Origin of the sequence: Caloranaerobacter ferrireducens (assembly GCF_001730685.1) — a bacterium.
Lineage (GTDB): Bacteria > Bacillota > Clostridia > Tissierellales > Thermohalobacteraceae > Caloranaerobacter > Caloranaerobacter ferrireducens.
This window is the reverse complement of the sequence record NZ_MDJR01000006.1, coordinates 128,572-152,179: the sequence shown is the minus strand read 5'-3', so window position 1 is coordinate 152,179 and position 23,608 is coordinate 128,572. Positions and strand designations below refer to the sequence as shown.

22 protein-coding genes are annotated in these 23,608 nt (G+C 28.8%); 19 read left to right on the top strand and 3 right to left on the bottom strand.

Annotation, left to right across the window (positions count from 1 at the left end; translation table 11 throughout):
• The first annotated feature begins 161 nt into the window (after positions 1–161).
• A complete protein-coding gene (locus tag BFN48_RS09820) occupies positions 162–1,652 on the top strand; it encodes a M1 family metallopeptidase (protein WP_069650732.1) in 1,491 nt (496 codons plus the stop codon).
• Between the two features lie 141 nt (positions 1,653–1,793).
• Positions 1,794–3,230: a peptidoglycan DD-metalloendopeptidase family protein gene (locus BFN48_RS09815; RefSeq protein ID WP_069650731.1), complete on the top strand. Its 1,437-nt coding sequence runs from the start codon at positions 1,794–1,796 to the stop codon at positions 3,228–3,230.
• A gap of 27 nt (positions 3,231–3,257) precedes the next feature.
• Here the strand turns inward: BFN48_RS09815 and BFN48_RS09810 are convergent, their stop codons facing one another.
• A complete protein-coding gene (locus BFN48_RS09810) occupies positions 3,258–4,535 on the bottom strand; it encodes a S8 family peptidase (protein ID WP_242863258.1) in 1,278 nt (425 codons plus the stop codon).
• Between the two features lie 161 nt (positions 4,536–4,696).
• Between BFN48_RS09810 and BFN48_RS09805 the strand changes: the two genes are divergently transcribed.
• From BFN48_RS09805 to BFN48_RS09745, 13 genes are all read left to right on the top strand, one after another.
• Entirely contained in the window at positions 4,697–5,518 is an 822-nt protein-coding gene (locus BFN48_RS09805) for a peptidase MA family metallohydrolase (RefSeq protein WP_069650730.1), read from the top strand.
• A gap of 311 nt (positions 5,519–5,829) precedes the next feature.
• A complete protein-coding gene (gene yycF, locus BFN48_RS09800; RefSeq protein WP_069650729.1) occupies positions 5,830–6,519 on the top strand; it encodes a response regulator YycF in 690 nt (229 codons plus the stop codon).
• Between the two features lie 2 nt (positions 6,520–6,521).
• On the top strand, positions 6,522–8,318 hold the full coding sequence (locus BFN48_RS09795; RefSeq protein ID WP_069650728.1) for a sensor histidine kinase: 1,797 nt from the start codon (positions 6,522–6,524) through the stop codon (positions 8,316–8,318).
• Positions 8,319–8,408: 90 nt separating this feature from the next.
• Positions 8,409–9,014: a hypothetical protein gene (locus BFN48_RS09790; protein WP_069650727.1), complete on the top strand. Its 606-nt coding sequence runs from the start codon at positions 8,409–8,411 to the stop codon at positions 9,012–9,014.
• A 6-nt stretch (positions 9,015–9,020) separates the two neighbouring features.
• A complete protein-coding gene (gene yycH, locus BFN48_RS09785; protein WP_069650726.1) occupies positions 9,021–10,445 on the top strand; it encodes a two-component system activity regulator YycH in 1,425 nt (474 codons plus the stop codon).
• A gap of 25 nt (positions 10,446–10,470) precedes the next feature.
• Positions 10,471–11,307, top strand: coding sequence for a two-component system regulatory protein YycI (gene yycI / locus BFN48_RS09780; protein WP_069650725.1), 837 nt, complete (start codon positions 10,471–10,473; stop codon positions 11,305–11,307).
• 207 nt (positions 11,308–11,514) lie between these two features.
• On the top strand, positions 11,515–12,786 hold the full coding sequence (locus tag BFN48_RS09775; protein WP_341419764.1) for a UDP-N-acetylglucosamine 1-carboxyvinyltransferase: 1,272 nt from the start codon (positions 11,515–11,517) through the stop codon (positions 12,784–12,786).
• Between the two features lie 77 nt (positions 12,787–12,863).
• Complete coding sequence (locus BFN48_RS09770) at positions 12,864–13,658, top strand: MBL fold metallo-hydrolase (RefSeq protein ID WP_083238891.1); 795 nt, start codon at positions 12,864–12,866, stop codon at positions 13,656–13,658.
• A gap of 29 nt (positions 13,659–13,687) precedes the next feature.
• Positions 13,688–14,935 carry a serine protease HtrA gene (gene htrA, locus BFN48_RS09765; RefSeq protein WP_069650723.1) on the top strand — a complete coding sequence of 416 codons (1,248 nt, stop codon included), beginning with the start codon at positions 13,688–13,690 and terminating at the stop codon, positions 14,933–14,935.
• Positions 14,936–15,117: 182 nt separating this feature from the next.
• The gene (locus BFN48_RS09760; protein WP_069650722.1) at positions 15,118–15,285 is read left to right on the top strand and encodes a CxxH/CxxC protein; all 168 of its coding nucleotides are present in this window, start codon (positions 15,118–15,120) and stop codon (positions 15,283–15,285) included.
• Positions 15,286–15,380: 95 nt separating this feature from the next.
• Entirely contained in the window at positions 15,381–15,806 is a 426-nt protein-coding gene (locus tag BFN48_RS09755) for an HNH endonuclease (protein WP_069650721.1), read from the top strand.
• Positions 15,803–16,282 carry a 23S rRNA (pseudouridine(1915)-N(3))-methyltransferase RlmH gene (gene rlmH / locus BFN48_RS09750; RefSeq protein ID WP_069650720.1) on the top strand — a complete coding sequence of 160 codons (480 nt, stop codon included), beginning with the start codon at positions 15,803–15,805 and terminating at the stop codon, positions 16,280–16,282. Before BFN48_RS09755 ends, rlmH begins: the two co-directional genes overlap by 4 nt.
• A gap of 38 nt (positions 16,283–16,320) precedes the next feature.
• Positions 16,321–16,689, top strand: coding sequence for a hypothetical protein (locus tag BFN48_RS09745; protein WP_069650719.1), 369 nt, complete (start codon positions 16,321–16,323; stop codon positions 16,687–16,689).
• 204 nt (positions 16,690–16,893) lie between these two features.
• Here BFN48_RS09745 and BFN48_RS09740 read toward each other — a convergent pair whose 3' ends face one another.
• Together BFN48_RS09740 and BFN48_RS09735 are read right to left on the bottom strand one after the other, a co-directional pair.
• Complete coding sequence (locus BFN48_RS09740) at positions 16,894–17,628, bottom strand: sulfite exporter TauE/SafE family protein (protein WP_069650718.1); 735 nt, start codon at positions 17,626–17,628, stop codon at positions 16,894–16,896.
• Positions 17,629–17,940: 312 nt separating this feature from the next.
• Positions 17,941–18,672 carry a spore coat protein gene (locus BFN48_RS09735; protein WP_069650717.1) on the bottom strand — a complete coding sequence of 244 codons (732 nt, stop codon included), beginning with the start codon at positions 18,670–18,672 and terminating at the stop codon, positions 17,941–17,943.
• A gap of 262 nt (positions 18,673–18,934) precedes the next feature.
• Between BFN48_RS09735 and BFN48_RS09730 the strand changes: the two genes are divergently transcribed.
• The 4 genes from BFN48_RS09730 to BFN48_RS09715 all read left to right on the top strand — a co-directional run bounded on the left by BFN48_RS09730 (position 18,935) and on the right by BFN48_RS09715 (position 23,607).
• On the top strand, positions 18,935–19,804 hold the full coding sequence (locus BFN48_RS09730; protein ID WP_069650716.1) for a radical SAM protein: 870 nt from the start codon (positions 18,935–18,937) through the stop codon (positions 19,802–19,804).
• A 157-nt stretch (positions 19,805–19,961) separates the two neighbouring features.
• Positions 19,962–21,191, top strand: coding sequence for an aminopeptidase (locus tag BFN48_RS09725; protein ID WP_176718863.1), 1,230 nt, complete (start codon positions 19,962–19,964; stop codon positions 21,189–21,191).
• A 114-nt stretch (positions 21,192–21,305) separates the two neighbouring features.
• Positions 21,306–22,304, top strand: a complete 999-nt coding sequence (locus BFN48_RS09720) for a 4Fe-4S binding protein (protein WP_069650715.1) — start codon at positions 21,306–21,308, stop codon at positions 22,302–22,304.
• Positions 22,305–22,719: 415 nt separating this feature from the next.
• Positions 22,720–23,607: a tRNA 2-thiocytidine biosynthesis TtcA family protein gene (locus BFN48_RS09715; RefSeq protein ID WP_069650714.1), complete on the top strand. Its 888-nt coding sequence runs from the start codon at positions 22,720–22,722 to the stop codon at positions 23,605–23,607.
• The last annotated feature ends 1 nt before the right edge of the window (position 23,608 follow it).

Sequence of the window (23,608 nt, the reverse complement as noted above, 5' to 3'; positions counted from 1 at the left end):
TATGGATTTCAACAAAATCTTCCTTAATTTACTTAAATGAAGATTTTGTTCTATTATTATAACACAATGTTCATCCAAATTATATTAAGTTATATTTTCCAATTATCAATTAATATATTTTAGTAATAAGTTCAAAAATGAAAGGTGAGTGGAGGGATGCGATGCATAAATTAATAATCAAAATAATCTTTAAAGTTTTATTGCTTTTTATAATAACAATCACACCAATTGTAACATATACATTTATTAGAGATGATGTCCAATTTACATTTAATGTAAACCAAAAGATATTGAACAGATATTTTATTAAAGCAGAGTTCGATCCTGTAAATAAGGTAATTTATATTGATGAAAAAGTTAGCTATATAAATAATACAGGAAAGAAAATAAAAAAGATATATTTTCATATATATCCAAATGCTTTCAGAAAGGTTAAAACAGCACCATATTTTGAAGAAGAAATTAATGAAGCTTATCCAAACGGATTTGATTCAGGATATATTGATATAAAAAAAGTAATGGTAGATAACAAAGAGCAAAAATATAAGATTATAGGACGAGATTATACAATACTTATGATTGAGCTTGAAAGATGGCTTAGAGATGGTGCAGAGATTACTGTAGAAATTCAAGGGAAAATAAAAATACCAAATTCTAGAGGAAGGTTTGGATATGGTAAATATACTTTTAATATAACGAATTGGTATCCTATTTTAGCTGTCTATGATGAAGAGGGGTGGAATTTAGATCCTTATTATAAATTAGGAGATCCATTTTATAGTGATGTTAGCAATTATAGAGTAGAGCTTCTTACACCATCAAACTATTATCCAGTTAGTACTGGCGTGATTGTTGATACGAAAAAATTAGATGATAAGGTGAAATATTATATTGAAGCAGATAATGTTAGAGATTTTGTAATTATTTTAAGTGATAAATTTAAAAAAGAAGAGGCTTGGGTTGATAATATCAAGGTTGTTTCTTATTGTTTTAATGATACGTATAAAAAAGAAGCACTACAATATGCAGTAGATTCAATCAAGATATTTAATGATTTATTCGGTAAATACCCCTATAAAGAATTTGAAGTTGTAGCAAGTGACTTTTATGTTGGGGGTATGGAATATCCGAATGTGGTTATGATAGATAATGACATATACTCATATAGACAGTCAGACATATTAGAATATATTATTGCACATGAAACAGCTCATCAATGGTGGTATGGTATTGTTGGGAATGATCAAATTGATGAACCGTGGTTAGATGAGAGTTTAACTGAATATTCAACGATTTTATATTATGAAAAAAAGTATGGTGTAGAAGTTAAGGATAAAGTGTTTAATCAAATGGTTATTGGTCGTTTTAACAAGTATAAGGACTCAGATTTTATAAATCAGTCTATAAATAAGAGTCTGAGTAATTTTAATTCATGGCAGGAGTATTTGGCTTTGGTATATCAAAAAGGTGCAATTAGTTTAAATGAATTTAGGGGAAAAATTGGAGATGAGAAGTTTTTTAATATTTTAAAGCTTTATTTTAAAAGAAACAAATTTAGAAATGCAAAAACTGAAGATTTTATTGAAATATGTAGAGAGGTTTTAGATTTAAAAAGTGATGATGCTATTATAAGAGAGCTATTGCTTAGATAGAATATATTTTAATTAGAAGAATAAAATAATTATAGACATGCATTAGATTATTCTTTGTAAATTTCAGGATATATGATATAATTTATTTTGAGCTTATATTACAATTGTGTTACAAAAAACTTTTTAGGAAGGAGCTTTAGAATGAATAGCTCGTATTTTAAAAAGATTAATGAACTTATTAAGAAATTGAATATAAAAAATAAAGGCAAAAAATTCAATAAAGTGGTTATTTTTGCCGTGATAATAAGCATTTTAGCAGGCGGTTTTGCGTTTGCTGAATATAGAAAGAGTGTAAAACGTGAGATATATACAAGGGCTTTTAAGGTTATTTATAATGGCAATTACATAGGTACGGTTAGGAATAAAGAAATTGTTAATGATGTTATAACTACGCTTAAAAATGAATTAACTACTAATTATGGTTTTGAGGTTTCAATTGAAGATGAGTTCGAGTATCAAGATACTCATGCTGAGGACAGTGAGTTGACAAAAAAAGAAGATATTAAGAATAATTTGAAAGATAATATTGAATTTAATGTATTTGCATATGCAATTGAAGCAGATGGAAAGGTATTAGGAATTCTTAAGACAGAAGATTTAGCCAAAAAAGTGTTAGATAAGATTAAAGAACCTTATATAAACTCAGCAGAGGAAGAAAATTCTTCAATAGAAGATATAAGGTTTGTTGAAAACGTTAAAATAGTTAAAAAAGAAGTTCCGATATCTGCAGTGGAGGATTTTGATAAGGTACTAAATTATATTCAAAAAGGAACAGATGAAGTTAAAACTCATGTTGTAAAAAAGGGTGAGAATTTTTGGACTATAGCGCATAAGTATAATTTGACTGTAAATGATTTGATTAAAGCTAATCCTGATAAAAATCCTAAGCTCATTCATCCAGGAGATGAATTGAGTTTAATAGTGCCTAAGCCATATTTAACAGTAGCTACTTATGAAGAAAAGAAATATATTGAAAAGATTGATTTCGATATAAAATATGAATATAGTTCTAAAATGTATAAGGATCAAGCAGTAATAAAAAGAAGAGGAGTATATGGTAAAAAAGAAGTTATAGCTAAGATAGAGAAACATAATGGAATTGAAGTTGCAAAAGAGATTTTAAAGGAAACTATTATTTCTAATCCAATATCTCAGATTATTATTAAAGGAACTAAGGAAATACCACCACTTAAAGCAACAGGTGTTTTTATAACACCTACGAGAGGTACTTTGACTTCAGGCTTCGGCAAGAGATGGGGCAGAATGCATGAGGGTATAGATTTAGCAGCAAGGACTGGAACACCTATTAAAGCAGCAGATGGTGGAGTGGTAACTTTTGCCGGATGGAGAGGTTCATATGGCTACATGGTTGAAATAGATCATGGAGGCGGATTTACAACTAGATATGCTCACTGCAGCAAAATCTATGTAAAAAAAGGTGAGAAAGTCTATAAAGGAAAAGTAATAGCTGCTGTTGGTAATACAGGAAGAAGTACAGGACCTCATGTGCATTTTGAAGTTCGCAAATACGGTAAACCAGTAAATCCATATAAATATTTAGGCAAAAAATACAGATAGCTCAGTCTTTTGACTGAGCTAATTTTTTTAAATTCTTTTACTTAAAAGTAAGAACAGTAATACAATAGCAATGAAATTGTCTCCGAATAAATTTTCTGTATATGGTTTTTCTTCGGGGACATCTTCGATAGGTTTTTCTTGGAATAGTCTTTTTAGATTAATTACCCCACTACCTTGATTATTATAGGTATCTTTTAAATCTACACAGGATTTCATAATCATTGCTTTAATTTGACTTGGACTAAGATTTCCGTGTTTGCTGTATAATAAGGCGCAGGCTCCTGACACCATAGGGGTAGCCATAGAGGTACCACTTAATGAAGTATAGCTACTGAGGTTGCTACTTGATAATGACATGATATCGACACCTGGAGCTACAACATCTGGTTTTTTGAAGCCTTCTTTTGTAGGTCCTCTACTTGAGAAAGGTGCAATGAAGTCATCACTTAATTCAGGAGTTTTATTATCGTCTACTGCTCCAACTGTAATTACTTTTTTAGAATTACCTGGAGATAATATTGTTTCTTTAGCAGGTCCACTATTGCCGGCAGCAACAACAACAGTTAGACCAGATTTAACAGCTTCTTCTACAGCTTTTACAAGAGGATCTTCGTTATATGGGTTTGTAGGTGGACTACCTAGTGATAGATTTATTATTTTAGTATTGTATACGTTTTTAGTTTTTATTACCCATTCTATTGCCGCAACTATATCTGATGTACTACCGCTTCCTGAACTATCTAATGCTTTTATTCCTAAAATATTACATTCTGGTGCTACGCCTGCATATTTACCTTTTGACGAATATCCATTTGAAGCTATTATACCTGAAACATGTGTGCCGTGACCATTGTCGTCATATGGCGAGGTTTTATCGTTTATGAAATCTTTAAAACCTATAATTCTGTTTCTGGGTTTGGTAAGGTCATTATGTGGTGCTACACCTGTATCAATTACAGCAACTGTTACTCCCTTGCCTGTATATCCTAATTCATGAGCAAAATTACTTTTTATAGAAGAAGTTGCGATATCTAATAGGGCAAAAACTTTAGAATCAAAACTTATATATTCGATATTTGGATCTCTTGCTAATTTGCTTATAGTTTCAATATTTAAGCTACAAGCTATTCCCCCTACTAGAGGAAGAGTGCGTTTAACTTTGCTTGACATACCTAATACGATATTGCTAAGCCTATTGAAATCACCATTTTTAGCTCTGATAATAACAGGAATTTCTTCTTTAGATTTTGAATTAAGCTTAGCGCTTACTATCGGATCAATTTTATACTTTCTTTGCCTTCTCATACATCTCACCTTCCTATGATTTAATTTATGCATAAGAAGGCTAAAAGGTTATACTTTTAGGGTTTATTTAGAGCAAAAATTACCAATGAAGTTTACATAATAACATGATATAATATGTACGTTCCCCATATACATATTTAAAAGAAAGGGGGAACAATAGAATGAAAAAACATATAAAAGATATTTTCAGACTATTGATTGTTGTAATACTTGTTTTTATATTTATTTCTATTACTAATGTAAAATTTATTGGATATTTAAAGGGCTCTATCAATACTTTGTACAATAATATAGAAAAGAAGAGGATATTAGCAAATATAAAAGATTATGACATATTAGAAACTAAACATTTTGTTATAAGATTTGATGAAGAGAATAAGGAAGTTGCATATTTAACTGGAGAAATAGCTGAAAAATACTATAACGTTGTTTGTAAGATGTTTGATTATTATCCTAAAGAAAAGAGCATTATCATAATATACGATGATGGAAATGAATTATTGAAAAATACACGTCTAAATAAACAAACATATCCAATTGGTGTCTATTATGGTGGAGTGATTAACATATTATCTCCTAAACTATGGATAAATGATATTGAAAACTTCAATATGGTTTATGAAAAAGATGGTCCTATCGTTCATGAATTTACTCACCTTATAGTTGATAAGATTACTCACGGAAATTATCCAATGTGGCTTACAGAAGGAATAGCACTTTATACAGAATATAAATTAACAGGTTTTGAATGGGGAAAAGATATCCAATATGTAGACAAAGTAGATATAAAGAGTCTAGATAAAAATTTTTATGAATTAGACCAATATATTGCATATAGAAAATCTTTTGAAGTTATTAAAAAGATTTCTGATGTTTGGGGATTTGAGAAATTAAAAGACATTTTAATAACCTTAGGAGAAGGTAATAATCTAAAAAGTTCAACTAAAGCAGTATTAAAAATAAATTTATATGATTTAAAATAAATGAAGTCAACCGTTTGGTTGACTTCATTTATATGAAAAATTATGGGGGATGGAGAATAAAATATTACCATATTTTATGTTTTGCATATCTCAATATAAATTATATTATATAATTAGACAAAATTCTACAGGACTTTTGACCTATTTAGAATAATGGGTCAGATTATGTTGACAAAACATACAGATATTAGAAAAAATATTTGAAGGATAAATTAATTATAATATAGAATTATAATAAAGATAACGTTTGGATTCATTTACTCTAGAAAATTGACTTTTTTCACAAACTATAATATTTGAGGTGATAATTGATGAATAAGAAAATCCTAGTCGTAGATGACGAGAAACCTATTGCGGACATATTAAAGTTTAACATAGAGAAAGAAGGGTTTCAGGTTGAATTAGCATATGACGGGGAAGAGGCTGTGTTTAAAGCTTTTAACTTAAAACCAGATTTGATTTTATTAGATGTAATGTTACCTAAAAAAGATGGGTTCCAGGTACTTAAAGAAATAAGGCATAAGCTTAAGACTCCTGTACTTATGTTGACAGCTAAGGAAGAAGAAGTGGACAAGGTATTAGGATTAGAGCTTGGAGCTGATGATTACATAACAAAACCTTTCAGTATGAGAGAACTTATAGCTAGAGTTAAAGCTAATTTAAGAAGAGTAGATATGTCGAGTGGAAATTCTAATGGAGAAATAATAGTTTGTGAAGATTTGGTCATAGATTTAAATAGATATGAAGTCAAAAAGAACAATAAGATTATAGAGTTAACATTAAGAGAATTTGAATTACTTAAGTTCTTAGCAACAAAATCTGGACAAGTGTTTTCAAGAGAACAATTACTTGAGGAAGTTTGGGGCTATGAATATTATGGAGATATAAGAACGGTAGATGTTACCGTAAGAAGATTAAGAGAAAAAGTGGAAGATGATTCTAGTAGTCCTAGGTATGTCCTCACAAAAAGAGGTGTTGGATATTACTTTAGGAGGGCGTAAGAATGTTTAATAGTGTTAGATGGAAATTTATAACTATTTACTTTCTATTAGTATTTATAGCAATGGTTATAGTAGGAGTATTTATTATAGAAAATTTAGAGAAACATCAACTCAATCAGATTTCTGACGATATGGAGTACCGTATTGAGGAAATCATAAGATCTTCGGCAATACAACAAGATAATTGGGAAAAATCAAGGGAAAGTATACAATCTACTATTTCGAAATGGCCTTTAAAGACTACAGAAACTTTATATATATTAAGCAATTCACAAATACCAGAGATATTAGCAAGTAACAATAGAAAGTTTCAGGGTAAGAAAGCTTTTGAGTGCAGACTAATAAATTCAGCTTTGATATTATCTGCTTTAGATGGGGAAAAAGTGGATGCTATCATATCTAATCTGGATAGATCAGATGTAAAAGAGAAACACTTGGCTTATCCTGTGTTTAATAAAATTGGGGAAGTTAAGGGTATTATATATCTTATATCAGATTTAGAAGATGTATATGATACTATAGATGAATCTAAAATTATTTTAACCCAGGCAACGCTGCTGGCTTTATTTATTACAGTTTTTCTGGGTTTTTTTATTGCAAAAAGTATAACAGGTCCGATAAATGATGTTACAATAAAAGCTGAAAAAATGGCTAAAGGTGATTTTGATCAATTTGTTGAGGTTAAATCAGATGATGAAATTGGGCAGCTTGCTAGTATGTTTAATTATTTAACTCAAAAGCTTAAAGCAACAATATCTGAAGTATATAGTGAAAAGAGTAAAATGGATACAATCTTTACCTATATGGCAGATGGTGTGATAGCAGTAAATAAAGATGGAGAAATTATACATGCAAATCCGATAGTTTTAGATTTATTTGGATTGTCTTATGACGAGTTAAACAAAAAGAAATATGATGATTTAGTAAGGCCGTTAAATGAAAAGTTGACTTTAGAATATATTAAAAAGGTAGATAAATGGGAAGGTAGTGAGGTTTTTGAATATAATTCAGTAATATACAGAGCTAAATTTGCACCGTTTAAAAATGAGAATGGCGATTATGGTGGGCTTATAGTAGTTTTGCAGGACATAACTGAACAGCAAAAACTAGAGAATATGAGAAAGGAATTTGTTGCTAATGTATCTCATGAGTTAAAAACTCCGATAACAACTATTAAAAGTTATACAGAAACTCTCCTTGAAGGTGCAATTGACAATACACAGTATTCTATGCAATTTTTAAATGTAATAAATAATGAATGCGATAGAATGGCTAGAATTGTAAGGGATTTATTGCAACTTTCAAATCTTGATTTTAAACAGACAAAATGGAATATGACAAAAATTTCTGTAAAAGAGCTTATAGAAGAAACTTTAAAAAGAACAGCGATATTTGCAAAGGAGAAAAAACAAAGTATAAATATTCAAATTGAGGAAAATATTACAGAAATTTTTGCTGATAAGGATGGTATATTGCAGGTAATACTAAATATAGTTAGTAATGCTATTAAGTATACTCCTGAAAAAGGTGAAATAAGTATTTTTGTAAAAAGAGAAAATGATAATGTAATTATTACTGTTAAAGATAATGGTATTGGTATTCCAGAAGAAGATTTAGATAGAATATTTGAAAGATTTTATAGAGTAGATAAAGCAAGATCTAGAGCTTTAGGTGGTACAGGCCTAGGACTTTCAATAGCAAAGCAGATAGTAGAAGCGCATAATGGAGATATAAAGATAAGAAGTAAGTATAATATTGGTACAGAAGTGGATATTATTTTACCTGCTATAGGGGTGTAATTCAATTTTAATAGCGTTGTAATATATTTGTAATAATGTTGTTATATAATTATGCTGAAGTACTATTTGTACCTTTAAGGAGGAATAATTATGCTTAAGAAGGTATTAACAGGAGCATTAGTAATAGTGATAATAGGTACTTACGGAACAGTTGGTTATTCGGTTGGAAATGATAGTGAGATAGAAAAAAACGATACAAATATTGAGATTGTTAAAAAAGAAAGCATTATTGATATAATTTATCCAGAAGATAATTTGATTACTACTGATAATATTGTTTTGCTTTCAGGTAGAGCAAGACAAGGACTTAAGATAATAGTAGAGGTATATTCTTCTGCTAGCTTGGCAGGTGTTGATTTTAATGTAGATACATTGTCAATAAATGATAGCAGTATGGAAGATGTGGAAGAAGCAGAAGAAGTATATACGCTTGAGACAAAAGAAGTGTTAGAAGTAGGAGATTTAGGTGTATTTGCTAAGGAGTTAGAGCTCAAACCAGGGAAAAATAAGATAAGTATATATGTTATTGATGATGAAGTAACAGATATTATAACTAAGTATGTATATGTTACTGATATGGAGAAAGTAAAGGAATATATTGACAATATTGGAAGCATGAATTTTTCTGAAACTATTAGACAAATGATAGATTTATCAAATAATCAAGATACTAGCATACCATTTTTTTGGAGATGATTCTAAATGCAAAGAGAGAGATCGAAGGCTTTTTTGCTAGTATCTTTAGTTCTCATTAGTATTTTTTTAACACAGCAGTTGTGGGTGCAATTTCCATTTACCTTTATTCCTTCCTTTAGTGAAGATAAAGACAAAGGTATTGGATACAATTATATTTTGTCTGATGTGATATCTCCTGAAAAGTACTTAATTAACTTCGGGGGTAATTATACTATATTATATTCGGGCGACAGATATGATTTATGGTTAAAAACCAGATCGTATTTAAAAGGAATTTTTCAAAAGGAAGATTTGAGTTATAAGGAGATAGATGAAAGAGAAATTATTAAGAATGATGTTAAAAAATCTATAAATTTATTTTTTACCGAAGATATACCAATATATATGCTAGTAAAGGTACTGAATTGTAAGCCTTCAAGTTCGATTTATAATAGCATAAAAAATGTACGAAACATTTATATTTATTTAGGAAGAAATCCTTATATAGTACTTAGCAATAAAACTAATCATATAAAAATATATAATATTAAGGTTGATACCAGTATTTTAATAAATACATTGGACGAAATAGAAAGAGAAAATGTACTTAAATATTATTCAATCCGAATGTGGGGTATAGATAAGGATGTTTATATTCCTATTAATACATCAAGTTTAAATTATATAATTCCTTATGTTTATGTTAATAATGAAATGAATACTGAAAGTTATCTGTCTATGGAATCTGTAGCAAAAAGTTTTTTTGGAGAAGATCTAGAGTATGCTAGAAAAATAGTTGAGACTGATGGATCTGTTATTTTTTTGTATGGACAAAAAGGTTTGAAGATTTCAAAAAATGGTTTGATTGAATATTTTAATACTCTAGATGAAAATGTAACAGAGAGAAATCTTTTTATTAGTTTAAATAAAGCAGTAGATTTTATTACAAGTCATTTAGGATGGCCTGAAGAAGCTTATTTGTCTTCTATTGAAGAAATAGAGTATAAAGGAAACAAAGGATATAGATTTAAATTTACATATAGAGTTAACAATTTAACTGTTTATGCTGACAAAAATAAGTTTAGCAGCCCTATAGAAATAGAAGTATTTAACAAAAATGTAAAAAGCTATAAAAGATATATAAGGACTATAAGTAAGGTTGAATATAAAAAGTCTTCTAAAGAGAAGATTTTGCCGCCAGAAAAGGTTATAGAAGCTAATTTGTCGATGATTAAAGCAGATGTAGCTAAGAAAAATAATTTAAAAATAGAACAAATTGATAATTTTACAATTTTATCATTGATAGACGATATTGAATTAGGATATTTTGATTATTGTGATAAAAAGTACAAGCAAAAATTAATAGGGGTATGGGTAATTGAGGTGAATGGAATTACTTATATTTTTGATATGCATGATGGCAAGTTTGTCAATGGGGGGTTACCGGAATAGATAATATTTTGGATGGTGAACATAAATGGATTGGTCGAAGGCCATAAATATACTGATAATAGCATTTTTGATTACAAATTTAATTTTGGTATATGTGCTTATTGATAATAAAAGAGATGAAAGTGCCTACCTTACTGTAAAGGAAGAATTTATAAAAGAAGTTAAAAATCTTCTTTTGCAGAAAGGCATAAAAATTGATGCAGATATACCTAAAATTATTCCATCTTTACCCCTATTGACTATAGAATATGAGATACATGATCCTCAAAAATTAGCAGAAAAATTACTGGGGGATTATAGTAAAGAAGTTGTTAATGGACAAATATTATATAAAAAGGGGAATGAAACGTTAGAAATAATAGATAATAAGAAAATAATATATAAAAACGATTCTTCTATTAAAATTTATAATGAACTTAACAAGGATATAGCAGTTTCGATTGCAGAGAATTTTATTAAAAATAATGATTTTGATCAAAACGATTATAAATTAACAGACTATAGTTTTGATGGGAATAGATATATTTTAAGATATACTAAAAAGAATAAAGATATGTTATTAGAGAAAAGTTATATGATATTTGAAATAGATAATACAGGGATTAAAAGATTTGAGAGACTTTGGTTTAATTTTGTAAAGATGAGTGAACGTAAGATAACGATAAGTGCTGCACCCGAGTCTCTTCTAAGATTACTTACGATGGAAGATATTTATGGAAAAACTATAGTCGATATAAGCTTGTGTTATTATTTTGATCCGATAAAGCATGGTGCAAGAGACTGGAAAAAGACATTAAAAGGACAAGCAGGACCAGCTTGGAGAATAAAGCTCAGTGATGGAACTTTAATATTTATAGATTAAATAATTTATATTTAGACAATAGAAGAATTTTATTTTTTCTTCTATTTTTTTTTGGACTAGCATATAGATAATAGTAGACAAGGCAATAAAGATTTCATTATTTTTAATAGTGTTTAAGATTAGTATTTAAAAAAACTAAATACTTGTATATAATATTATTATGGACTTAATATACCAAAGTGGAAAGTGGGGTGACTATACTGACTTTTGTCAGTTAGATACATGGAAAAGCTTATAGTTGAAGGTGGAGTAAAACTTGAAGGTCAAGTTAATATAAGTGGATTTAAAAATGCTGCAGTTGCTATTATACCTGCTTCTATATTATCAGGTGGTAAGTGTTATATAGAAAATATTCCTCATATTAGAGATGTATATCTATTCAAGGATATAATGCAGGAGCTAGGAGTAGATGTAGAGCTAGATGAAAATGGAACCATGATAATAGATTCAAGTAAACTTGATAAATGCTGTGCTACATATGATTTGGCGAATAAGATGAGAGCTTCTTATTATTTGATAGGGGCAGGTTTAGGAAGGTTTAAGGAAGTTGAAGTAGCTTATCCAGGAGGATGTAATATAGGTACTAGACCAATAGACCAGCATATAAAGGGATTTGAAGCATTAGGAGCAGAAGTAGAAATAGAGCATGGTGTTATCAGATGTAGAGCAGACAAATTAGTGGGTGCAAAGATATATCTTGATGTAGTTAGTGTTGGTGCTACAATTAATATAATGCTTGCAGCTGTATTAGCTGAAGGAACTACAATAATTGAAAATGCTGCTAAAGAACCCCATGTTGTTGATGTTGCTAACTTTTTGAATATGATGGGTGCTGATGTAAGAGGAGCAGGAACAGATGTTATAAAAATAAAAGGTGTTGATAAGTTACACGGATGTACTTATAGCGTTATACCTGACCAAATTGAAGCAGGCACATATATGATAGCTGCTGCTGCTACTGGAGGAGATGTATTAATTAATAATGTTATTCCTAAGCATTTAGAGTCTATAACTGCTAAATTAAAGGAGATGGGTGTTGAAGTAATAGAGTATGGTGATTCTATAAGAGTTAAAGGTTCAGATAATCTTAAGAGTGTAAATATTAAAACTTTACCATATCCAGGTTTCCCGACTGATTTACAACAGCCAATGACAGTACTATTATCAACAGTAAATGGTACAAGTGTAGTTACTGAAAGCATATTTGAAGGAAGATTTAAATATGTTGATGAATTAAAGCGCATGGGAGCAAATATAAAAGTGGAAGGTAGAGTTGCAGTAGTAGAAGGAGTAAAGCGTTTAAGTGGAGCTAGGATATCAGTAACAGATTTAAGAGCTGGAGCGGCATTTATAATAGCAGGGCTTATTGCAGAAGGGATAACAGAAATAGATAATATTTATCATATAGATAGAGGTTATGAAAAGGTTGAAGAGAAGTTTAGAAATTTAGGAGCAAAAATTAAGAGAGTTAAAATTTAGCCGGGGATTTACTCGGCTTTTTTCATAAATTTTTTTGTGCTATAATATAACTGCAAAAAACTGTTTGGAGGACAAGGATGACTATTAGATTTTGTTCATTAGCTAGTGGAAGTAGTGGTAACTGTCAGTATATTGAAACAGACAGAATTAAGTTATTGATAGATGCAGGATTAAGTGGAAGAAAGATTGAGAATTCATTAAAATCAATAGGCATTTCGCCTGAAGATATAAATGGTATATTAGTTACTCATGAACATAAAGATCATATAAAAGGTGTAGGAATTCTTTCTAGACGATATAATTTACCCATATATGCTAATGAGAGTACTTGGAAGGCGATGGAGAATGATATAGGAGAAATAAGCATAAATAATATTAAGATATTTAAGACTGAAAAAGAATTTGAATTAAAAGATTTAGGAGTATTACCGTTTAAAACTTCACATGACTCAATTGAATCTGTTGGTTTTTGTTTTTATCATAAAAATGTAAAATTGAGTTTAGTAACAGATACAGGTTATGTTAGTGAAGATATTAAAAAGAAAATATATAATTCAGATTTATTGGTAATTGAGTCTAATCACGATATAGAAATGTTAAAGATGGGTAGATATCCATGGTTTTTAAAAAAGAGAATACTAGGAGACACAGGGCACTTATCTAATGATTTAGCGGGAGAAGTAATATCAGAAGTATTTTCTGGGAAAAGGCAAAAGGTACTTTTAGCTCATTTAAGTAAAGAAAATAATTTTCCAGAGTTAGCTTATCAAACAGTTGTTAATATTTTAAGAGAAAAGGGTATAAAAATAGGAGATGATATTATTCTTGAACTTACACAAAGGGATAGGCCAACAAAAATATATGATTTTTAATAAATGATTTGCTGCAGGAGGTGTTTAAAATGGATTGGGAAGAAAAAAGAGAAAGTGAGAATGAAAAAAATAATATTGAGGATGCTTATGAAAAGGAAATTGCTAACACTAGCGACTACTATGTTAAAGGCCCTATAACTTCTTATAAACCTTATAGGAAAAGAAGAGGAGTATTTTCATATTTTATAGTGGCTTTGATAGCAGCATTAATTGGTGGAATAATTTCATCGTATGTTGCACCAGCCTATTTATATGGAAAGTATTTACCAATTCCAGAGCTATATAAGAAAAACATAACAGAAAATGCAGAAATAAAAATAATACCAAAGGATGATATTACAACTGTAACTGCTGTGGCTAAGAAGGCTATGAAGTCAGTTGTTGGTATAACTACGATACAGACTGTGGATTACTTTTTTTGGGGACCTCGTCAGCAGCAAGGGGTAGGTTCTGGTGTAATCGTTGATAGCAATGGATATATATTAACAAACTCTCATGTAATTGCAGATGGAAAAGCAGATAAGATAACTGTATTATTCAAGAATGGGGATAAAAAAGAAGGAAAAGTTTTATGGTATGAAAAGGCTTTAGATTTAGCTATTGTTAAGGTTGATGCAACAAATTTACCAGCAGCTGATTTGGGTGATTCTGACAAGCTCCAGGTTGGAGAATTAGCTGTTGCTATAGGTAATCCTTTGGGTTTAGAATTCCAAAGAACTGTAACTTCTGGAATCATAAGTGGTTTAAATAGATCTATTAGAGTTGATGAAAATAATGTTATTGAAAATTTAATACAGACAGATGCATCAATAAATCCTGGTAATAGTGGAGGTCCGTTACTAAATTCAAAAGGTGAAGTTATAGGTATAAATACTGCTAAAATACAGTCAGCAGAGGGATTAGGTTTTGCTATTCCGATTAATACTGCTAAACCTATTATAGAACAAGTTATTAAAGAAGGAACGTTTAAAACTGTGTTTATGGGTATATCGGGAGTTGAAGTAGAAAAATATGAAAAAGCTTTAGGCATTGACTTGAAGGCTGACAGTGGTGTGATTGTAATAGAAGTTGCATCTAAATCACCAGCATTTAAAGCAGGAATAAGAGCTGGCGATGTTATATTAAAAGTAGATGGCGAAAATGTAATATCTATGAATCATTTAAGAAGAATACTTTATAAATATAAGCCTGGAGATAAAGCTAATATTGAGATTATGAGAAATGGTGAAACTATTAATCTAGAATTAACATTTGAAACCAGACCAGATAATTACTAGGTGGCTACGAGGCTTGGCTTAAAACATAGTCAAGCCTTTTGTATATAATTTAATATTTAAATGAGAATACTATAATTAGGCACTGATTAAAAATGTAAAATTGAAAATGTAGAATGTAAATTAATTAATGGTGAATGACGAATAACAAAGATTACTATATTAAAATAAATGGAGTGATTTGTATGTATGTTGTTTGCAATGAACATTTAGATATTGCAATTGAGGAGTTTATTGATGTGTATGAACAACCACCTGACATCTATGAATTAGATAAAATATCTTTTACCGATTGGACAAGTCCGCATACTTGTGATTTTTGTGATAAAACGCCTAAATATTTAATAGTATAAGTTGATTATGTATGCAATCAGAATATAAAATAGAGAATTAAATGGAAGTTTAGAATAAAAAATGTATTTAAAAGTATAAATCAAGGTGTGATTTTGTGAAGCCTGGCAATAAGGACAAGCTATATATTTATCAAAGAGATTTAAAAAGATGTTTTTATTGTGGGAAGAAACTTAAATTTCATCAGATTACATTAGATCATTATTTTCCTGTGAGTAAAGGTGGGACTAATGATATTTTCAATTTAGTAACTTGCTGTAAAAGGTGTAATAAACTAAAAGGAGACTTTTTACCAGAGGACTATGAAAGAGTAATTTTAGAACTTTTTTTAATAGCTGTAGAGGATGATAAGATTATAGGAAGTGGTTTGAATATCGATAATAAAAAACTGAAAGAAGAATTATTAAAAGTTGATAGGATAGAAGGTATTACAGATAAATTTATATTTCAGAGCGATAGTATGCGATTCTATATAAAGAATAATTATGTAATTAAAGTAGTTTATATAGGAGGATTTAAATGAATATAACGATAATTTCAGTAGGTAAAATTAAAGAAAAATATTTAAATGATGGTATAAAAGAGTTTTCAAAAAGATTATCTAAGTACTGTAAACTAAAATTAATTGAAGTGAATGATGAAAAGGCTCCAGAAAGTTTAAGTGAAGCTGAAATGGAAATTGTGAAGAAAAAAGAAGGTGAAAGAATATTAAGCAAATTGAATGAAAGCTCTTATATTATAACCTTATGTATTGATGGTAAAAGTTTATCTTCAGAGGAATTTTCAAAAAAACTTGACAGTTTGGCCTTATCAGGAAACAGTAATATAACTTTTATAATAGGTGGTTCTTTAGGACTATCACAAGAAGTTATAAATAAAAGTCATTTCAAATTATCTTTTTCAAAAATGACATTTCCCCATCAGCTGATGAAATTAATTTTATTAGAGCAAATATATAGAGCTTTTAGAATAAGTAGGGGTGAACCGTACCATAAATAAGAAGACAACAAAAATTTAATTTACATGAGGAGAGTTATATGAAGACAGAAACTTTAAAAAAATATATAAATAAAGATTTTTTGGTTATATTAATCTTTTTTTTACTATATGGTTATGTAAAAGATGTTAAATTTAGCTGGCGAAGTTTGCTACTTAATATTATGATCTTGTTTACTATATATTCGATTACACTAAATACTATTGAATGTTTTGGGATTATAGATATTATTAAAAAATACACTAGAAATACATATATTAAATTCACAATAGTTTTATTAGGGATATTATTATTAGAATTAACTTTTAATATATTACCTTTTATATATGTTTCTGGTTACACTGGTTTTTTTACTGGTATAGAACAATATTTTTATAAACATAATATTGAGAAGCATAAGAAGAGATAAGCTTTATTAAGTTGTAAATTTGAAAAAGTTTGATAATTTAATAAAATAATTTTTTTAAGAAAATGAAGATAAAAAGTGAAAAAAAGTGAACTAAGTTAAGGGGGCAGGTATTTTATTTGTATAATTAGGTTGAGGTGAAAGTTATGCCAAGAAAAGCGAGAAAAAAGAGTGAAACAGACAATAAACCTGTCCCTTTGTCTGGCTCTATTTAATTCCAGAAATAATTGATAATATTCCCATTAAAATTATTAAAATTGTAGTTATTTTTTTAAACATCTTTTCTTTAACTTTATTCCCCAACTTAATACCTATCATGACACTAATAATTAGTGCAGGCAATAGATAAACTGTAAATTTTAAAACTTCATATGTAATAAGTCTTTTATATAAAAAAGTTATTATAGTCATTATATTAAGTATCCAAAAATATGCTGTTAAGGTAGCTCTAAAAATTTGCTTGGAAACACCTTGATTAGTTAAAAAAAGTATTATTGGAGGTCCACTTAGGCTGACACTGCCATTTAATAATCCACTTAAAATACCTACTGGTATATATGCAAGTTTTTCATTATTAATCTTAATTTTATAGCCAAAATAGAAAGAAATGGCAGATACAGAAACAATTATACCTACTATTATCTTTAATATATTTTCATTTAAGTTTATTAATAAGTTAGCGCCTATTGGAGTAGCTATGACTGCAGATATAATTAATAAATATATTTTCTTTATATTTACATGTCCTTTTATTTTATAAAGAATCATAGAATTCATTATTAGGCTATATATTATCATCATTGGAACGATTATTTTAAGTGGTACAAATGCACCTAGAATAGGCAATGTGAGTAGAGAAAATCCAAAACTAGTCACTCCTTGTATAAGTCCTGCTGAAAATATTACTATAAGTCCAATAATAATGGGAAATCCATTTATCATGATACGTGACCTCCTATTTTTCTATATTAAATATAATAATACCGAATTGAAAAATTAGCATATTTATTGAAAGATTTTTTCACATATTATTATGATATATTCAAAATCTATATATTTCTATATATTATCTTAAAAAATATAGAACTTAATTAAAAAATGTTAAATAATCAGGAACAAAATCTCCGATTTAAATAAGTTAAGGAAGATTTTGATGAAATCCATTACGGAAGTTATAAAAATTAAGAGAATATTTATTGTATCTATTGCGGAAATATTTTTAAGAAAAACATAAATACTAGGATAGAATTCATTCTATCCTAGTATTCCTATAGTTTGGAAGAATGGAACAAAATCATTGCCATTCCATTCTAATGAAGTTTGTACATATCCCAATCCATCAGCATTATACCTACCTGCTATTCGTTGGGTTGCATATAATTCATAAGTTCCATCTCTCTGAAAATCTATAGGATATAGTCCGCCAAGAGGATTTACCCATCCTTCAATAGGCTTTTTAAGTTCACCTTTGTCATCATATATTTCAGATAGATATTCTTTACCTTTATATTTAATGTCTATAATATATTTTTTTGAATTGTTTCCTTCAACTTCTACTTCATAATAATCTTTATATATTACTTTATAGGTATATTTTTGGTTGAATTTTTCGTGGTCAAAGATCTTTATTGGAGTATTATTCATAAAGGAATAAATATAATAAAAAGCATATCCACCGCTTCCTCCTGAGTCGATACTAATTAGAATATCACTTATTTTATTTCCAGTAAAATCTCCTAAAAAGATTGTTGGATTATATCCAGCATTTTCTTTTGGAACAATTTTATAGAAAATATTTGTCCTTCCATCTTGAATTAATAGAGTTATATTATCAACAAAGGGACTTGTTATTCCGTATGGTTTTTTTCCTACTAAATAGACATTATCTATTATTAAATCACCATTTACATCTCCTTGCTTAAAATCTAGTACAAATATTTTGTTTCTAATTATTTGTCTTAAAGAATAAAATGGACATAAATACATATGCTCATCTCCTTAAAATTACTTATTTATATAATATGACTATTGTGAGATATAGTTACGAAATAGAATGCAGTAGGTGACGGTTTTGTTGTATTCAAAAATCTAATAGACAAAAGAACTGCTTTTTTGAATCTTTTAACCATATCAAAAAAGTACCATACTTTCAATTTTTATGTTATAATGATTCGGAATTATCAAAAATATTTAGAATGAAAAAGCATCTAAAAAATTAACATATTAAAGAAATTGGAGAGATGGGAATATGAGATATGAAGGTGTAGTATATAGACCACCAAGTGAAGCGTATAGTCTTATTATTCAGGTAACTATAGGATGTTCTTATAACAAATGCACATTTTGCAGTATGTACAAGGACAAGAATTTTAGGATGAGAAAAATTAATGAGATATTTGAAGATTTAGTTATGGCAAGAAGTGCTTATCAAAGTGTAAAAAGGATATTTTTAGCTGATGGTAATGCATTAGTTTTAAAGCCAGAAGATTTGAAGAAAATACTATTGAAGATAAAAGAACTTTTTCCTGAATGTGAAAGAGTAGGTATTTATGGTGCTCCAAAAGATATATTGAAAAAAACAGTAGAAGAATTAAAAGAGTTAAAAGAATGTGGACTAGGAATAGTTTATTTGGGATTAGAATCAGGAAGTGATAAGATTTTAAAAGAAATAAAAAAAGGTGTTTCTTCTCAAGAAATGATTGAGGCAGGTAGAAAGATAAAAAGAGCAGGTATAAAGCTTTCAGTAACTCTTATATCTGGATTGGGTGGTAGAGAAAATTGGCTTGAACATGCAGAAAAATCTGCAAAAATGATAAATGAAATAAATCCTAATTTTTTAGCTTTGCTTACATTACTTATTCAAAATGGCACAGAACTTTATGATAAAGTTAAATTAGGAGAATTTCAACTTTTAACACCAAGAGAAGTTTTAATTGAAACAAAAACATTGATTAAAAACTTAAATTTAGATAATTGTATTTTTAGAAGTAATCATGCTTCAAATTATGTATATTTGGCAGGAACACTTTCTAAAGATAAGGAAAGCCTTCTAAGAGATATAGACAGATTTTTGGAAGCTAGATTTGATTATAAAGATGAATTTTTGAGAGGGTTATAAACGACAACGGCGAAAAATAATTTCTTGAGCTATTTTAGTGAAAGTATATTAAAAATACATTAAAGTCAAAATATACTGATAATATGTTATACTATAATTTATAGGGGTATATTTAATTTGTGGCATTTAGTAAAAATTTTGAGAAAGGAGTTTGATTATGGATAATATTTCACTTGAAAAATATGCCCGTCTTGTAGTAAAAACGGGAATTAACATTCAAAAAAACCAAATTCTTGTTATAACTTCTCCTATAGAATGTGATTCTTTTGCAAGAATGGTAGCAAAGGTTGCTTATCAAGAGGGAGCAAAGGATGTTGTTATAAATTGGATAGATGAGTTGTTTTCAAAAATTAGATATATGCATGCTCCAGAAGAAGTTTTTGAAGAGTTTCCTCAATGGAAGAAAGAGTTCTATATGTATTATATGAAGCAAGGAGCAGCTTTTCTAAGAATATCTGCATCTGATCCAGAGCTTATGAAAGATGTAAATCCTGAAAGAATAGCAAAAGAACGTAAGGTTAGTAATGCTTCATTAAAAGAATACAGAGAAAGTTTGATGAGTAATAAAAATGTGTGGTGCATTGTATCAGTTCCTACAAAGGCTTGGGCAAAGAAAGTCTTCCCTGAACTTTCAGAAGATGATGCGGTTGAAAAACTATGGGATGCTATTTTAAAAGCTGTAAGAGTAGATACAGAAGATCCTGTTGCTTCTTGGGAAAATCATAAAAATAATCTTAGAAAAAGTTTGGAATTTTTAAACAGTAATAAATTTAAACTTCTTCACTTTAAAAACTCTTTAGGAACAGATTTGAAAATAGAGCTTCCTGAGAATCATATATGGCTTGGAGGTTCAGATTACACTCCTGAAGGAGTAGAATTTGTTGCAAATATGCCTACAGAAGAGGTATTTACTTTACCAAAAAAGACAGGAGTAAATGGTACTGTAGTAAGTTCAAAGCCTTTAAACTATAACGGGAACTTAATTGAAAACTTTTCCTTAACATTTAAAGATGGAAAGATTGTTGATTTTAAAGCTGAAAAAGGTTATGAGACTTTAAAACAACTTATTGAAACTGATGAAGGTTCCTGCTACCTTGGTGAAGTAGCTTTAGTTCCTTATGATTCCCCTATTTCAAAATCAAATATATTGTTTTACAATACTCTTTTTGATGAAAATGCATCATGCCATCTAGCAATAGGAAAAGCATATCCAGTATGTATAAAAAACAGTGAAAACATGAACAAAGAAGAATTAGAAAAACTAGGAGTAAACGATTCTCTTGTACATGAAGATTTTATGATAGGCACAGAAGATCTTGAAATAATAGGAATTACAGCAGAAGGAAAAGAAATATCTGTATTCAAAAATGGTAACTTTACATATTAAGTTTTTAAGAGCTAAAGGAATGGTTCCTTTAGCTCTTATTAATATAACTATAAATTCATGTATAATAAATTAAAAGGGTATTAGAAAATCTTTAAAGATATATTTTTATCTAGAATGATTATATTAGTTAAAGAATTGAGGGGGCTAATTATGAATGCAAAATTGATAAAAATAATTCAATCAATTCAAAATTTAAAAAAATATATATCTGAGAATGAACAAATCATCTATTCGGGCGAGAATGCAAAGGAAGGATTAAGTGTACCAGAAATAATTATGAGATACGGTGGTAATTCTAGAAAATCCTTTAAAGAAATTAAGGCAGTCATGCCAACAATGATTAGAACATTATTTAATGTTAAAAAGAGCTACTCTTCAGTAAAAAGAAATCCTAAAGAAAATAATAAAATTGCTTCAGAAAAATTTATTTATAAATTAGTTGAATATGCAAAAAGTTTGGGTGTATCTGATATTGGATTTGCAAAAGTTGATAGCGATTTAATTTTTAAAAATCGTGGAATACTATATGATAATGCAATTGTGGTAACTATGGAAATGAAAAAAGAGTTTATAGATAAAGCGCCTGGGATAGAAACAGGTAAAGAAGTATTTAGAACTTATTTAGGATTAGGAATAATAGTAAACAAAATAGCTGATTATTTAAGAAAAAATGGGTTTAAGGCTCAAGCAGGACCAGCTTTAGGGGGAGATGTTATATATCCATTATTGGCAGAAAAAGCAGGTTTAGGCGCTATAGGAAGACATGGGCTTTTAATTTCGCCAAATTATGGACCAAGGCAAAGAATAGCAGCGATATATACTAACATTGAGAATTTACCATTTTCAACAGAAAATAAGCATATGTGGATTAAAGAATTTTGTGCTAAGTGTGGAAAGTGCATAAGAAAATGTCCTGGAGATGCAATATATGAAAATCCAATAGTTCATGAGGATGGGTCATTAACATTCATTGATTACAGAAAATGTGCAGTTCCTTTTGCAAATACTTCAGGATGTACAGTTTGTATTAAGGAATGTGTATTTAATCAGTTCGATTATTGTAAATTACTGAAAAACAAATCCTATTTCAGTAAAAAAGATAAACCTATTTAGCTATAGAGACACATTTATAAATCTAACTTATACGAGTAGTGGTGAATTAATTTCCTACTACTCAATTTTTACTTTAATGGATATGGACAAAATCAACTTTACTGTTAATTTAAAAGAGAAGTTTTTGCTTAAATGTATAAAAATTATTAATGAGAGTATTAAATATCCACATAAATCAGGGCATAAAGGGAGATTTTAGTATTAAATAGTTTGAAACACTAAATTTGGATGTTTACATCAATTTTATAATCTATAGGGAATTATATTCCTTATTAAACTGTGAATAATTTTAAATATAATTTCCGTAATGGATTTCATCAAAATCTTCCATAATTTATTTGAATCAAAGATTTTATTCTAAAGACAAAATTGCTAAAATGGTGATATAATATTTTCGAAAAAGTGAGGTGACATAATGAGTAATAATGAAAATAATAATCGAGAAAATGGTATTGCAGGAAGTGGTTGTGAGATATTAGTTCCTTTTAATGAAAGAAAACCTCTTAAAGAAATAGAACGTAGTATTATTAAGAAATATAGAAAGCATATATGGTCAAAGTTTGTTAAAGCTATAAGAGAGTTTGATTTAGTAGAAGATGGAGACAAGATTGCTGTAGCAATTTCTGGCGGCAAAGATAGTATGCTTATGGCTAAACTTTTTCAAGAATTAAAACGTCAAGGTCAAGTTAAAATTGAGCTCGAATTTATAGTAATGGATCCAGGGTATCATGAGAGTATAAAAGAGTTACTTATTGATAATTGTCAATATTTAAATATACCAATTCATATTTTTGAATCAAGAATTTTTGAAATAGTTGATAATATCGCACAGGATTATCCTTGTTATATGTGTGCTAGAATGCGACGTGGAGCATTATATAATAAAGCTCAAGAGCTTGGATGTAATAAGCTAGCTCTTGGACATCATTTTAATGATGTTATTGAGACTACTTTATTAAATATTTTATATGCTGGATGTTTCAAAACAATGCTCCCTAAGTTGAAATCAACAAATTTTAGAGGGGTAGAATTAATCAGACCAATGTATTATATACGCGAAAAACATATTGAGAGGTTTACTCAAAATAGTGGAATTTGGCCATTGAATTGTGCGTGTATGGTTGCTGCAAAGAAGACATCGAGTAAAAGGAATGAAATTAAAGAGCTTATAGAAGATTTAAAGAAAAATTTTGAAAATGTAGACAAGTCTATTTTCAAAGCAGCTCAGAATGTAAATATGGATGCAATATTAGGGTGGCAAAAAGATGGGAAGAAATATTCGTATTTAGATTTTTATGAGTAAG